The sequence below is a fragment of the Streptomyces sp. NPDC001700 genome (assembly GCF_053596435.1).
The window spans coordinates 96,467-109,929 of record NZ_JBSFGE010000003.1; the positions used below are offsets into that span (position 1 = coordinate 96,467).

13 protein-coding genes are annotated in these 13,463 nt (G+C 70.9%); 8 read left to right on the plus strand and 5 right to left on the minus strand.

The features are described 5' to 3' along the window. Positions 1-47 precede the first annotated feature (47 nt). From ACWC5C_RS06170 to ACWC5C_RS06200, 7 genes are all read left to right on the plus strand, one after another. On the plus strand, positions 48-626 hold the full coding sequence (locus ACWC5C_RS06170; RefSeq protein ID WP_450874208.1) for a 2-oxo-4-hydroxy-4-carboxy-5-ureidoimidazoline decarboxylase: 579 nt from the start codon (positions 48-50) through the stop codon (positions 624-626). A 168-nt stretch (positions 627-794) separates the two neighbouring features. Next, entirely contained in the window at positions 795-1,175 is a 381-nt protein-coding gene (gene sdhC / locus ACWC5C_RS06175; RefSeq protein WP_450874210.1) for a succinate dehydrogenase, cytochrome b556 subunit, read from the plus strand. A gap of 5 nt (positions 1,176-1,180) precedes the next feature. Beyond that, positions 1,181-1,651, plus strand: a complete 471-nt coding sequence (locus tag ACWC5C_RS06180; protein ID WP_123107238.1) for a succinate dehydrogenase hydrophobic membrane anchor subunit — start codon at positions 1,181-1,183, stop codon at positions 1,649-1,651. Between the two features lie 24 nt (positions 1,652-1,675). Further along, positions 1,676-3,430 (plus strand): succinate dehydrogenase flavoprotein subunit, encoded by a 1,755-nt coding sequence (sdhA, locus tag ACWC5C_RS06185; protein WP_450874212.1) that lies wholly within the window; start codon positions 1,676-1,678, stop codon positions 3,428-3,430. Next, entirely contained in the window at positions 3,430-4,203 is a 774-nt protein-coding gene (locus ACWC5C_RS06190; RefSeq protein ID WP_385438783.1) for a succinate dehydrogenase iron-sulfur subunit, read from the plus strand. The genes sdhA and ACWC5C_RS06190 overlap by 1 nt, the downstream gene beginning before the upstream one ends. Positions 4,204-4,430: 227 nt before the next feature. Further along, a complete protein-coding gene (locus ACWC5C_RS06195) occupies positions 4,431-5,873 on the plus strand; it encodes a protein kinase domain-containing protein (RefSeq protein WP_450874215.1) in 1,443 nt (480 codons plus the stop codon). Between the two features lie 137 nt (positions 5,874-6,010). Beyond that, positions 6,011-7,255 (plus strand): VanZ family protein, encoded by a 1,245-nt coding sequence (locus tag ACWC5C_RS06200; protein WP_450874217.1) that lies wholly within the window; start codon positions 6,011-6,013, stop codon positions 7,253-7,255. On the opposite strand, the gene ACWC5C_RS06205 is transcribed toward ACWC5C_RS06200, so the two are convergent. After that, on the minus strand, positions 7,241-8,707 hold the full coding sequence (locus ACWC5C_RS06205; RefSeq protein ID WP_450874219.1) for a metallophosphoesterase: 1,467 nt from the start codon (positions 8,705-8,707) through the stop codon (positions 7,241-7,243). The genes ACWC5C_RS06200 and ACWC5C_RS06205 overlap by 15 nt on opposite strands. Positions 8,708-8,758: 51 nt before the next feature. After that, entirely contained in the window at positions 8,759-9,010 is a 252-nt protein-coding gene (locus ACWC5C_RS06210; protein WP_055547269.1) for an SCO4848 family membrane protein, read from the minus strand. Between the two features lie 10 nt (positions 9,011-9,020). Here ACWC5C_RS06210 and ACWC5C_RS06215 point away from each other — a divergent pair, with 10 nt between their 5' ends. Continuing rightward, positions 9,021-10,379 carry a D-alanyl-D-alanine carboxypeptidase family protein gene (locus ACWC5C_RS06215; protein ID WP_450874221.1) on the plus strand — a complete coding sequence of 453 codons (1,359 nt, stop codon included), beginning with the start codon at positions 9,021-9,023 and terminating at the stop codon, positions 10,377-10,379. Positions 10,380-10,382: 3 nt separating this feature from the next. Here the strand turns inward: ACWC5C_RS06215 and ACWC5C_RS06220 are convergent, their stop codons facing one another. The 3 genes from ACWC5C_RS06220 to trpS form a co-directional block, all read right to left on the minus strand. Next, entirely contained in the window at positions 10,383-11,366 is a 984-nt protein-coding gene (locus ACWC5C_RS06220) for a YihY/virulence factor BrkB family protein (protein WP_450874223.1), read from the minus strand. 116 nt (positions 11,367-11,482) lie between these two features. After that, positions 11,483-12,094 (minus strand): 2'-5' RNA ligase family protein, encoded by a 612-nt coding sequence (locus ACWC5C_RS06225; protein ID WP_450874225.1) that lies wholly within the window; start codon positions 12,092-12,094, stop codon positions 11,483-11,485. Between the two features lie 202 nt (positions 12,095-12,296). Further along, the gene (trpS, locus tag ACWC5C_RS06230; protein ID WP_385438796.1) at positions 12,297-13,310 is read right to left on the minus strand and encodes a tryptophan--tRNA ligase; all 1,014 of its coding nucleotides are present in this window, start codon (positions 13,308-13,310) and stop codon (positions 12,297-12,299) included. Positions 13,311-13,463 lie beyond the last annotated feature (153 nt).

Below are 13,463 nucleotides of genomic sequence, written 5' to 3' on the forward strand. Positions count from 1 at the left end.
ACCGTGTACTGCTCACGCTTCCCAGCACACCTCCCCCACGCGCCACCGTGTGTCCCCGCGCGCCCAAGGAGTCCACGCTGCCCAGGTCCCGTCCCCGCTCCAGCACCACAGGCGGCCTCGACCGGCTCAACCGGCTGACCGCCGACGCCGCCGAGGCGGCGCTGCTCTCCTGCTGCGGCAGCCGCCGCTGGGCCCGGCTGATCGCGGACCACCGCCCCTATCCCGATCTCGGCGCGCTGCTGGCCGCCGGGGACGAGGCGAGCTACGACCTCACCCCGGCCGACCTCGCCGAGGCGCTGGCCGACGAGACCATGACCGGCCATCCGCTGCCCGCCGACACGGAAACCGGGGTCGGCTCGCTGGCCGCGCACACCGCGTTACGGGCCGCGCACGCCGCGTACGAGCAACGATTCGGCCACGCCTTCGTGATCTGCCTGGACGGCCTCGCCCCCGAGGAGCGGCTGAACCGGCTGCTGACCGGAATCCGGGACCGGCTGGGGAACGAACCCGAGGAGGAGCGGGCCCACGCCGCCGAGGAGCTGCGCCGCATCGCTCGCGGGCGGCTCACCCGGATGGTGACCCCGGATGGCGCTATGCCGGATATCGCCCGGTTCGACCTGGCGTGAAGCGCACGCGAGGCGCCCACCCGTGCCTCTTTGATCACACCTGAGCCCCCCGCGCGAACCCGCCGACAACACGTCGCTACGATGGCCAGGGCCGGTGGACCGTACCCGGCCGGGCCCGACCGACAGTCAAGCCGGCAGGCCCCAGTCCCCGCTTCCGGAGGGTTTTCCGTGCCGGCTGGAACGCTGTATCGCGGCCGGGAAGGTATGTGGTCCTGGGTGGCTCATCGAGTCACCGGCGTCCTCATCTTCTTCTTCCTGTTCGTACATGTCCTGGACACCTCGCTCGTCCGGGTGTCCCCCGAGGCGTACGACGACGTGGTCGCGACGTACAAGACGCCCATCGTGAACGTGATGGAGTACGGCCTCGTGGCCGCCATCCTGTTCCACGCCCTCAATGGCCTGCGCGTCATCGCGGTGGACTTCTGGTCGAAGGGCCCGAAGTACCAGCGCCAGATGCTGTGGTCCGTAGTCGGCATCTGGGCCGTGCTCATGGCCGGTGCCTTCTACCCGATCCTTCAGCACACGCTGCGCGAACTGTTCGGGAGCTGACGCACATGTCCGCCGAGACCACCACCCCCGCGACCGACGCGGTCAGCGCGTACGACGTGGACCACCCGGCGCCGGTCATCGAGCCGCCCCGGGCCCGTACCCGTAAGACGCCCAAGACGACCCGGACCAACTTCGAGATGTACGGCTGGCTCTTCATGCGCCTGTCCGGCATCGTGCTGGTCGTCCTCGTCCTGGGCCATCTGCTGATCCAGCTCGTGCTGGACGGCGGAGTCACCAAGATCGGCTTTGCCTTCGTGGCCGGCCGCTGGGCCTCGCCGTTCTGGCAGGCATGGGATCTGATCATGCTGTGGCTCGCCACGCTGCACGGCGCGAACGGCCTGCGCACGATCATCAACGACTACGCGGAGCGGGACAACACCCGCCTGTGGCTGAAGGGGCTGCTCTACACGGCGGCCGGATTCACCATCGTGCTCGGCACCCTGGTGATCTTCACCTTCGACCCGAACATCCGCTAGGCCCCGGGGCTGAGGTATCCACTCATGAAGATCCACAAGTACGACACCGTCATCGTGGGCGCCGGCGGCGCCGGCATGCGCGCGGCCATCGAGTCGACGAAGCGCAGCCGCACGGCGGTGCTCACCAAGCTGTATCCCACCCGCTCCCACACCGGCGCCGCCCAGGGCGGCATGGCCGCCGCCCTCGCGAACGTCGAGGAGGACAACTGGGAGTGGCACACCTTCGACACGATCAAGGGCGGCGACTACCTGGTCGACCAGGACGCCGCCGAGATCCTGGCGAAGGAGGCCATCGAATCCGTCCTCGACCTGGAGAAGATGGGCCTGCCGTTCAACCGGACCCCGGACGGCACGATCGACCAGCGCCGCTTCGGCGGCCACAGCCGTAACCACGGCGAGGCCCCGGTCCGCCGGTCCTGCTACGCCTCGGACCGCACCGGCCACATGATCCTCCAGACGCTGTACCAGAACTGCGTCAAGGAGGGCGTGGAGTTCTACAACGAGTTCTACGTCCTGGACCTCCTGATGATCGAGGTCGACGGGGTCAAGCGCACCGCGGGCGTCGTGGCGTACGAGCTGGCCACCGGCGAGCTGCACGTCTTCCAGGCGAAGTCCGTCGTCTTCGCGTCCGGCGGCTGCGGCAAGTTCTTCAAGGTGACCTCCAACGCCCACACCCTCACCGGTGACGGCCAGGCGGTCGCCTACCGGCGCGGGCTGCCGCTGGAGGACATGGAGTTCTTCCAGTTCCACCCGACCGGCATCTGGCGCATGGGCATCCTGCTGACGGAGGGCGCCCGCGGTGAGGGCGGCATCCTCCGCAACAAGGACGGCGAGCGCTTCATGGAGAAGTACGCGCCGGTCATGAAGGACCTGGCCTCCCGTGACGTGGTCTCCCGCTCCATCTACACGGAGATCCGCGAAGGCCGTGGCTGCGGTCCCGAGGGCGACCACGTCTTCCTCGACCTGACCCACCTGCCGCCGGAGCAGCTGGACGCCAAGCTGCCGGACATCACCGAGTTCGCGCGCACCTACCTGGGCATCGAGCCGTACACCGACCCGATCCCGATCCAGCCGACCGCGCACTACACGATGGGCGGCATCCCGACCAACGTCGAGGGCGAGGTGCTCTCCGACAACGACACCGTCGTGCCGGGCCTGTACGCCGCGGGCGAGGTCGCGTGCGTGTCCGTGCACGGCGCCAACCGGCTGGGCACCAACTCGCTGCTGGACATCAACGTGTTCGGCCGCCGCGCGGGCATCGCCGCCGCCGAGTACGCCGCCACGGCCGACTTCGTCGAACTCCCCGAGGACCCGGCCGGGTTCGTCCGCGACCAGGTCGAGAACCTGCGCGACGCCACCGGCACCGAGCGGGTCACCGAGGTGCGCCGGGCGCTGCAGGAGACCATGGACAAGAACGTCATGGTCTTCCGCACCGAGCAGACGCTCAAGGAGGCCGTCGAGGAGATCGGCAGCCTGCGCGCCCGCTTCAAGAACTGCTCCGTCCAGGACAAGGGCAAGCGGTTCAACACCGACCTGCTGGAGGCCCTCGAGCTGGGAAACCTGCTCGATCTGGCCGAGGTCATGGCGATCTCCGCGCTGGCCCGCAAGGAGTCGCGCGGCGGTCACTACCGCGAGGACTACCCGAACCGCGACGACGTCAACTTCATGCGGCACACCATGGCGTACCGAGAGGTGGGCGCGGACGGCGCCGAGTCCATCCGCCTCGACTACAAGCCGGTCGTGCAGACCCGCTACCAGCCGATGGAGCGTAAGTACTGATGAGCACCCCCACGCTTGAGAAGCAGGACCAGGCTCCGGAGCCGGCCGACGCCACCGCCGCGCACACGATCACGGTCACCTTCCGGATCCGGCGCTTCAACCCGGAGATCGCGGCCGAGTCGTACTGGGAGGACTTCCAGCTCGACATCGACCCCAAGGAGCGCGTCCTCGACGGCCTCCACAAGATCAAGTGGGATCACGACGGCACCCTGACCTTCCGCCGTTCCTGCGCCCACGGCATCTGCGGCTCCGACGCCATGCGGATCAACGGCCGCAACCGGCTGGCCTGCAAGACGCTGATCAAGGACATCAACCCGGAGAAGCCCATCACGGTCGAGGCCATCAAGGGCCTCACGGTCCTCAAGGACCTGGTCGTGGACATGGAGCCGTTCTTCCAGGCCTACCGCGATGTGATGCCCTTCCTGATCACGACGGGCAACGAGCCGACGCGCGAGCGGCGGCAGACCGCCGAGGACCGCGAGCGCTTCGACGACACCACCAAGTGCATCCTGTGCGCCGCGTGCACCTCCTCGTGCCCGGTGTTCTGGAACGACGGCCAGTACTTCGGCCCGGCGGCGATCGTCAACGCGCACCGCTTCATCTTCGACTCGCGCGACGAGGGCGGTGAGCAGCGGCTGGAGATCCTGAACGACAAGGACGGCGTCTGGCGCTGCCGCACCACCTTCAACTGCACCGACGCGTGCCCCCGTGGCATCGAGGTCACCAAGGCCATCCAGGAGGTGAAGCGCGCGCTGATCACGCGGCGCTTCTGAGCCCCCAGTCGGTTCGTAGCCTTACGGCTGCTCGTACGGGCCCGCCCCCTCATCCGGGGGCGGGCCCGTCGCGTTGTGGCGGCTCATAGGGTTTTCACAGCCGTTGAACGCCCGCCGCGACCTCGACGTACCTCCTGGGGAAGAGGGTGGATGGGGCACGTTCATCAAGGGGTGACAGCGTGACCGGCACGCAGGAGCGCGGCACAGCGGAACGAATCGGCCGGCCCATGAGCGACAGCCGCCCATTAAGCGAGGAACTCGCCTGGCGCGGCGGGCTGGAACCGGTCCGTGCCACCCGCATCGGCCTGCAACTCCTCGCCGTCCTCGACTCCGCCCATCGCGCGGGCATCGTCCACGGGGACATCAGCCCCGCGCGGGTCCTGCTGCGCTCGGACGGCGAGGTCGTCCTCTCCGGCTTCGGCCAGGTCGGCACCGAGCCGTCCCGGCAGGTCACCGACGCCGCGTACGCCTCCCCGGAGCAGGCGCGCGCGACCGGCGCGTGCGCCGCGTCCGACATGTGGGCGCTGGGCGCGGTCCTGTTCGCCATGGTCGAGGGGCGCCCGCCGCACCGGAGCCGGGACTCACCGGAGGAGACGCTGCGGGTCATCCGGGAGGAGCCCGTACCGCCCCCGCCGCACGCGGGACCGCTCGTCCAGGTCATCCACGGGCTGCTGCGCGACGATCCCCGGGAGCGGCTGACCGCGCCGGTGGTACGCCAGGCCCTGGAGCGCATCCTCAACGAGGGCGAGCCCGTCCCGATCCGCGCGGCGCCGCGCCTGCCGTGGCTGCGCACCACGTACGAGGCGTGGTTCCCGTCGGCGCGGCGCGGCGGCGCGCACGAAGGAGGACCGGAGGGAGGTCCGGAGGGGGGACGGGAGGGCGGCCGCGAGGGCCGCCGGATCGCTCCGTTAGCCCTGGCCCTCGCCACCCTGGTCCTCGGCACGGCGGTCTCGGTCGTGGCCCTGGCCTCCACCAGCGGTCTGGGCGGCGGCGACGACCGCGCCGCCGACCCCTCCCCCTCCGCCCCACCGGCGGGCGGCGCCGCCCCGAGCCTGCCGCGCGAAACTCCCCCGCCCTCCGCGCCGGACACCCCGCGCCCGCCCGGCTCGTCCGCCCCCGAGCAGCCCCCGCCGTCGTCGTCCGCGCCCCCCGCCGGTGGCGGTGGCGGCGCGTACCCGGGCCCCGACGACCCGCCGCCGCCCGGCTACTACCGCTACACGAGCGAGACGGGCGGGTTCTCCATCGACCTCCCCAAGGGCTGGAAGCAGGTCAAGAGCGGGTCGCGCTTCCACATCAAGTTCGCCGCCGAGGGCGACCCCCGCAATCTGGTGGTGACCTTCGGGAAGGGCCCCGAAGAGGACCCCGTGGAGGGCTGGCGCCGCCTGATCCCGACGATCGAGAAGATCTACCCCGGCTTCCAGCGGATCGACGACATCCGCCCGGTCGACTACCGCGACTGGAAGGCCGCCGACATGGAGTGGAGCACCGCGGTCGGGCAGGACCGGCTCCGCACGTTCGGCCGGGGCTTCCTGGTCGGCGGCGGCCGGGGCTTCTCCATCCGGTGGACGACACCGGCGCACGACTGGAACGCCAAGGAGAACAAGCAGGCGCTCGGCATCTTCCTCAGCTCCTTCGAGAAGACCCCGGCCAAGACGACGAAGGGTTCGTAGGGGCCGTACTGCCGCTACCGCCGTCCCCGGGGCCTCTCGGGGCCTCCCCGGACCTCCCAAGGCTTCCCGAGGCGGCGGCGTGGCCACCCCCGGCCTGCTATGCACCCCGCGTATACACATGACGTATAGTCCCCGCCATGGCCACCGCCTATCTCCTCCCGATCCAGACCGCCGCCGCCCTCTTCCCGCTGCTCGCGCTGTTACTGCTGCTGCCGACGGCCGTCGTCCTCTACCGGAGACACGGTGTGCTGTCCCATGGCCGGTCGCTGTCGCTGTACGGCTTCCTGTTCTACGGACTCACCGCCTTCTGCATGACGATCGTGCCGCTGCCGAAGGACGCGTCGATCACGTGCACGCGCTTCGCCGCCGCCTCCCATCCCCAGTGGATACCGGGCAACATCTTCGGGGACATCTGGAAGGAGGCGGGGCGTCAGCTCACCCCCGGTGCGCTGGTGTTCCAGAATCCCGCCGTCGCCGGGGCGCTCTTCAACCTGCTGCTGACCGTGCCGCTCGGGCTCTTCCTGCGCTACCACTTCCGGCTCGGGCTGCGGCCCACCGCCATGATCGGGGCCGCGACGGCGCTGTTCTTCGAGATCACGCAGGTGACCGGGGTGTGGGGCATGTACAACTGCCCGTACCGGCTCTTCGACGTGGACGACCTGGTCATCAACACCTCGGGCGCGCTGGTCGGCTGGCTGCTCGCCGGACCGGCGGCGCGGCTGCTGCCCGCGCTGGAGGCGCTGGACGGGCGGGCGCTGGGGCGGCGGCCGGTGCCGTTCGGGCGGCGGCTGGCGGCGCTGACCGTCGACCTGGCCGGATACGTACTCGCGACGGTATTCGCCGGTTTCGTGCTGACCGCTCGGGGTGCGGCGGTCCCGGCCTGGCTGCTGTTCCCCGGGATCTTCGTGGCCTGGTTCGTCCTGGTGCCGCTGGCGACCGGCGCGACGCCCGGCAAGTGGCTGCTGCGACTGCGGCTCGTGGCGACCGACGGCGGCCCGTTGGTGCCCTGGCGGCTGGCCCTGCGGGCGCTGCTGCTGGGGGCGTTCGTGCTGCCGCTGATGGCGGCGCTGTTCCTGGCCGTGCTGATCGTGCTGGACGAGCCGTGGCCGGGCGACCTGTTCGCCCTCGCCCATGACCCGGGCGCCCGGGGCGCGGAGGCGGTCTTCACCACGCTCGGCCCCGTCCAACTGCTCGCCGTGGCCGCCGGGTTCGCGCTCACCGTCACCTGTGCGCTGGAGACGCTGCGCCACCCGGAGCTGCTCGGCCCGCACGACCACGCCTCGGGCCTGCGCAACGAGGCACTGCCGCACAGCCGCGCGCGGTCGGCGGCCGACGAGCAGGACCCGGAGCCCGCCCCGGAACTCACCTCAAGCGCGCGTTGAGGCCAGTTCCACGACGGTCACGTCCGGCGGCGCCCCGACCCGCACTGGCGGGCCCCAGGCGCCCGCTCCCCGGGTGACGTAGAGCTGGGTGTCGCCGTACCGCTCCAGCCCCGCCACGGTGGGGTTGGCCAGCGCGGCGACGTACTCGCCGGGCCAGAGCTGACCGCCGTGGGTATGGCCGGACAGCTGGAGATCGACGCCGCGCTCCACCGCGTCGTCGATCACCACCGGCTGGTGGGCGAGCAGGACGGACGCCCGCGCCCGGTCGCGGTCGCCGAGCGCCCGCTCGAAGTCGGGCCCCTGCCCCTCGTCCTCCCCGGCCACGTCGTTGACCCCGGCGAGGTCGAACCAGGGCAGCTCGACGCGCTCGTTCTCCAGGGGGCGGACGCCGAGTTCGCGGACGTGGTCGACCCACTGCTCGGCGCCGGAGAAGTACTCGTGGTTCCCGGTGACGAAGAAGCTCCCGAGCCTGCCGCGCAGCCCGCGCAGCGGCTCGGCGGCCGGGCCGAGGTCCGCGACGCTGCCGTCCACGAGGTCGCCGACGACGGCGATGAGGTCGGGGTTCGTACGGTTGATCGTCTCGACGACGCGCCGGGTGTGGGCGCGGCCGAGGACCGGGCCGAGGTGGATGTCGCTGACGACGGCGATCCGGAAGCCGTGCGCGCGGCGCGGCAGCTTCGCGAGCGGCACGGTGACCCGCTTGACGCGCGGGCCGCGCAGCATGGTGTACGTCCCGTACCCAACCGTCCCGGCGGCCGCCGCCGTGGCACCCACGGCCACGCTCCGGGCGACAAACAGCCGCCGGGAGGGGGCGGTGGCGGTGGCGCCCGCTTCGTGGGCCCCGTCCGCCGCGTCGGCACGTACCGCTGCCTCGGCGGCGTCCGCCGGATCCGGGCCGCCCGCTACCGGGCCGCGCGCGCCGGGCCCTGCGGCGTCCGGGGCGGGCTCCGCAGGGTGCGCCGCATGCCCGGCGGGCCGTGCGACGGGCACGGCGCCGTCAGGCCCGAGCCCGGCCGGAGCGGGGGGCTCCGCAGGCGCGCCCGCCGCCGGTGCCGCGTGCGCGACGGCGACCGGCGCGGCCTCGGCGCGTACCGCCCCATCGTCGGCGTCCGGCCCGGCCACTGCGTCGGCACGACGCTTCAGCCAGGCGCGCAGGACGGGGCGTATCGCCTCGCCGACCAGCAGGGCAAGCGTCAGATACAGCAGCAGCGCGAGCCACAGGTAGCCCGGCCAGGCCAGCACCCGCTGGACCGGGAAGGGCACCCCCGTACGCCCCGCGACCAGGGCCCCGACGCTGATCAGCGGGAGCGCGAAGGCCGCCGCCGTGCCCGTACGGCGCGCCCAGCCGCCGGGCGCCGTCGTATCGCGGATCAGCCGCCGCCACACGTACCAGTGCACCCCGGCGAGCAGACCGACGACGGCCAGTGCGATCAAGACGAAGAGCACGACCATCCCCGGTCCTCCCTATGCGGCTGTATGACTAATCCGGAACGCCCGGAACGGCTACTCTTCGGCGTCATTTCGGCGCAAAGCACGCAGCCCGCGCAACCCGATCACCCCGATGGCCGTCCCCAAGAGAAAGGACGTGATCGCGAGCAGCAGATGCACCCAAAAGTACGCGGTGGGGTCGCCTGCGTCGTCGAAAGCGAGCCCGCTGGCGTCCTTCCACAAGTTTTTGACAAAGGTGAACCAGATGACCCAGCTCCAGACCCCGAAGGCGAGCAGGAACCAGGACACGGGGCGGCTGAGCTTCATGGTCTCCAGTATGGGCACCCGGTCGCGTACCTCCACGCGGGGGGCCACCGCCCGTAAGACGGCGGTGCTTTCGCCGTCCGGAACGGCGACGGGTACGTTCGCAGACGTGCCGATCTCTTCGAACACCTTCACGTCGCGAAGCGCCGCCGCGCCGCTGGCCACCACCGCCGCCCTGCTGCTGTCCACCCTGCTGTCCCCGCTGCTCGCCTCCCCCGCGCTCGCCGCCGACGACCCCGGCGGCGCCAAGGGCGCCGAGGCCGCGAAGCCGCCCGCCCGGATGTCCACGGTGGGCGGGACGCGGCTCGGCCGACCCGGTACCCAGGTGGATCCGAAGAAGGGCGCGCCCGCGCTGCCGAAAGGGCTGAGCGGTAAGTCCTGGATGGTGGCGGACGCCGAGTCGGGCGAGGTGCTGGCCTCGCACAACGCCCACTGGCGGCTGCCGCCCGCGAGCACGCTGAAGATGCTGTTCGCGGACACCGTGCTGCCGAAGTTCCCCAAGACCCAGAAGCACACGGTGCAGGCGGCCGACCTCGCCGGAATGGGCTCGGGCAGCAGCCTGGTCGGGGTGAAGGAGAACCTCGACTACACGGTGCACGACCTGTGGCTGGGCGTCTTCCTGCGCTCGGGCAACGACGCGGTGCACGTCCTGTCCGCGATGAACGGCGGCGTCCCGGCGACCGTGCGGGACATGCAGGCGCACGCCAAGAAGCTGAACGCGCTGGACACCCATGTCGTCACGCCGGACGGCTACGACGAGGAGGGCCAGTACAGCAGCGCGTACGACCTCACGCTGTTCGCCCGGTCCGGGCTGCAGAACGCGGACTTCCGGGAGTACTGCGCGACGGCGAATGCCCAGTTCCCGGGGGAATACAAAAAGGACAAAAAGGGCAAGAAGGTCCGCATGAGCTTCGGGATCCAGAACACCGACCGCCTGCTGACCGGTATCGACATCAAGGCCTACAAGGGCCTGGCGGGCGTCAAGAACGGCTATACGAGCAAGGCGGGCTCCACCTTCACCGGCGTGGCCCAGCGCGGCAAGCGGGTACTGCTGGTCACGGTCATGAACCCGCAGAAGTCGGAGCCCTACGGGGTCTACAAGGAGACGGCGAAGCTGTTCGACTGGGGGTTCAACGCGGCGGACTCGGTGAATCCGGTCGGCACCCTCGTCCGCCCCGGCCCGGCGGGCCTGGAGCAGAGCCACACGTCGGCGGACGGCAAGAAGAACGGCGACGAGCACACCCAGGCGTCCGTCTCCAGCGGCGGCGACTCGGGCGGCATGTGGACGGCGGCCGGGATCGCGGCCGGTTCGCTGGCGGTGCTGGGCGCGGTGGCGTACGCGGTGCACCGCCGCTGGCCGCGCCGGGGCTGAACGTTACGCCGCCGAGCGGCCGGGCCCATCGGCCCGGTCGCTCGGCCCGAGGGACGGGGAGTCCTCCTGGGGCTCCTTCCCCGGCTCGTCCCCCGCCTCGTCCCCCGGCTCGTCCCCCGGCTCGTCCCCCGGCTCCTCGGCGGCGGATCCGGTGGCGGTCCACGCGGCGCAGTACAGGGTGAGCTTCGCGGTGAAGTTGATCCACAGCAGCAGCGCGATGGGCACGCCGAACGCCCCGTACATGCTCTTCGCCGCCACCCCGCGCAGATAGCTGCTCAGCAGCAGCTTCAGCAGTTCGAAGCCGATCGCGCCGATGAGCGCCGCGACCACGACCCTCCGGCGCGGCGGTTCGACCCGGGGCAGCCAGGTCAGGGCGTAGCACAGCAGCAGGAAGTCGGCCGCGACGGCGATCAGGAACGCGGCGATCCGCAGCAGCCAGCCGCCCACCCCGTTCTCGGGGATGTGGAGGAGCTGCGTCAACCGGTGGACGACGGTGACGGCGAGCGTCGAGACGGCGAACGAGGCGAGCGTGACGCCGCCCAGGCCGACGAGCACCAGACCGTCCTTGGCCCGGCGCGCCACGGGATTCCCGGGATCCTCCTCCAGCTCCCAGACGGCCCGCAGACACTCGCGCAGCGAGCCCACCCAGCCGATGCCGGTGAACAGCAGCAGGGCGCCCGCGACGATCCCGATGGTCGTGGCGTTCTGGATGAGACCGCTCAGATCGAGCTGACCGGAGATGCCGGGGATCTGCTGGGCGACCTTCCGCTGCAGCTGATGCATCTGCGCTTCGGTGAGCGTCGCGGCGCCGATGGCCGCCCCCACGGTGATGAGGGGGAAGAAGGCCAGAAAGCTGATGAAGGTGATCGCGGCCGCCAGTCGGGACCAGTGGACGCGTTCCAGGCGCTCGTACGAACGCCAGGCGTGGGTGCGCATCAGCCGGGCGAGGGCGGGACCGATGAGCGGCAAGCGGGTCAGCCAGTCCATGATCAACAACTACCCTTCCGCCGAGTTTTACTCCTCGGCGGCGGGTTCCCGTTTATCCGCTGCTCCACGACTCCGCTACGCCGTCCGGCTCAGGAGCTGCCAGGGGTCGCCGGGATCTACCAGGGCGAGGGGGCGGCCGGGCGGGTGAGATCGGCCTGACGGGGCACCACGGGCGAGGCCGCGTCCGGCTGTTCGCCCGAACCGCCGGGGCCGAAGGGGTACTCGCGGTCGAGCCGCCAGATCCCGTCCTCGCCCTGCTCGTACAGCGCGAAGCCGTTGATCGTCCAGGCCGCCTCGAAGTCCTTCAGCTCCGCGAACGCCCGGTCCATCGCCTCCTCATCGATACCGTGCGCGACGGTGACGTGGGGGTGGTACGGGAACTGCAGCTCACGGGCGCACGGCCCGGACGCCGACCGGATCCGCTCCTGCAGCAGCGCGCAGTCGTCCGCGCCTTCTACGATCTTGACGAAGACGACGGGCGACAGCGGCCGGAAGGTGCCGGTCCCCTCCAGCCGCATCGGGAACGGCCGCCCCTCGGCCGCGACCTCGGCCAGATACTCCTCGATGGCGGGCAGCGCCGAGGCCTCGACCTCGGTCGGTGGCAGGAGGGTGACGTGGGTGGGGATGCCATGAGCGGCCGGGTCCCCGAAGCCCGCGCGCCGCTCCTGGAGGAAGCTGCCGTACGGCTCCGGGACCGCGATCGAAACGCCGAGCGTTACGGTCCCCACTGCGTTCTCCCTCCTGGCCCTCCCGGGCTGCTGGGCTTCAGTCCGCTGCACCGGTGCCAGTGTGGCGGCTGTGCCGCCTTCGCGGCTAGATTCCTCGATTCTTGGGCACACGGGCCGAAGAACCCCCTGGTCAGGGGTGAGCCGCTGTACACTCCGGCGGCGCCCGCCTCCGACGACCCCGTGGCTGCCCCGCCGTAGGCGGTCAGCGCGCCGCGGGCAGGAACCCCACCTTGTCGTAGGCGAGGGCCAGCGTCTCGGCGGCGACGGCACGCGCCTTCTCCGCCCCCTTGGCCAGGACCTTGTCCAACGCCCCCGGGTCCCCCAGGTATTCCTGGGTCCGCTCGCGGAACGGCGTCACCCACTCGACCAGCACCTCGGCCAGGTCGGTCTTGAGCGCGCCGTACCCCTTGCCCTCGTACTTCCCCTCCAACTCCGCGATGGAGTCGCCGGTGAGGGTGGAGTAGATGGTCAGCAGATTGCTGACGCCGGGCTTCTTCTCCTCGTCGAAGCGGATCTCGGTCTCCAGGTCGGTGACCGCGCTCTTGATCTTCTTCGCGGAGACCTTCGGCTCGTCGAGGAGGTTGACGATGCCCTTCGGCGTGGAGGCCGACTTGCTCATCTTGACCGTCGGATCCTGGAGGTCGTAGATCTTCCCGGTCTCCTTGACGATGTACGCGTCGGGAACGGTGAAGGTCTCGCCGAAGCGGCCGTTGAAACGGTCCGCGAGATCGCGGGTCAGCTCGATGTGCTGACGCTGGTCCTCGCCGACGGGGACGTGGTTGGCCTGGTAGAGCAGGATGTCGGCGACCTGGAGGATCGGGTACGTGAAGAGGCCGACGGTCGAGCGGTCGGCACCCTGCTTGGCCGACTTGTCCTTGAACTGGGTCATACGGGAGGCCTCGCCGAAGCCGGTGAGGCAGTTCATCACCCAGCCGAGCTGGGCGTGCTCGGGCACATGGCTCTGGATGAAGAGCGTGCAGCGGTCCGGGTCGAGCCCGGAGGCGAGCAGCTGGGCGGCGGCGAGCCTGCTGTTGGCTCGCAGCTCCGCCGGATCCTGCGGAACGGTGATCGCGTGCAGGTCGACCACGGTGTAGAACGCGTCGTGGGTCTCCTGCAGCGCGACGTACTGCCGGATCGCACCGAGGTAGTTCCCGAGATGGAAGGAGCCTGCGGTGGGCTGGATACCGGAGAGCGCACGGGGACGATCAAGGGCCATGCCACCCATTCTCTCAGGTGTGGAACCAGACTCGGTCCGCCGGTGTATCAAAGGTGTGAGGACTCGTGAGGGGGCGCGGGAGGGGGACCTCGTCGCGCGGGACGAAGAGCAAGACGCAACGCAGGACGCAACGCACGACGGAACGCAGGACGA

Excerpts from the sequence above, each read along its gene's own strand:
- ACWC5C_RS06205 (WP_450874219.1), bottom strand. The coding sequence starts at position 8,707 with ATGGTCGTGCTCTTCGTCTTGATCGCACTGGCCGTCGTCGGTCTGCTC.
- sdhA (WP_450874212.1), top strand. The coding sequence starts at position 1,676 with ATGAAGATCCACAAGTACGACACCGTCATCGTGGGCGCCGGCGGCGCC.
- ACWC5C_RS06195 (WP_450874215.1), top strand. The coding sequence starts at position 4,431 with ATGAGCGACAGCCGCCCATTAAGCGAGGAACTCGCCTGGCGCGGCGGG.
- trpS (WP_385438796.1), bottom strand. The coding sequence starts at position 13,310 with ATGGCCCTTGATCGTCCCCGTGCGCTCTCCGGTATCCAGCCCACCGCA.
- ACWC5C_RS06215 (WP_450874221.1), top strand. The coding sequence starts at position 9,021 with ATGGGCACCCGGTCGCGTACCTCCACGCGGGGGGCCACCGCCCGTAAG.
- ACWC5C_RS06200 (WP_450874217.1), top strand. The coding sequence starts at position 6,011 with ATGGCCACCGCCTATCTCCTCCCGATCCAGACCGCCGCCGCCCTCTTC.
- ACWC5C_RS06190 (WP_385438783.1), top strand. The coding sequence starts at position 3,430 with ATGAGCACCCCCACGCTTGAGAAGCAGGACCAGGCTCCGGAGCCGGCC.
- ACWC5C_RS06210 (WP_055547269.1), bottom strand. The coding sequence starts at position 9,010 with ATGAAGCTCAGCCGCCCCGTGTCCTGGTTCCTGCTCGCCTTCGGGGTC.
- ACWC5C_RS06220 (WP_450874223.1), bottom strand. The coding sequence starts at position 11,366 with ATGGACTGGCTGACCCGCTTGCCGCTCATCGGTCCCGCCCTCGCCCGG.
- ACWC5C_RS06180 (WP_123107238.1), top strand. The coding sequence starts at position 1,181 with ATGTCCGCCGAGACCACCACCCCCGCGACCGACGCGGTCAGCGCGTAC.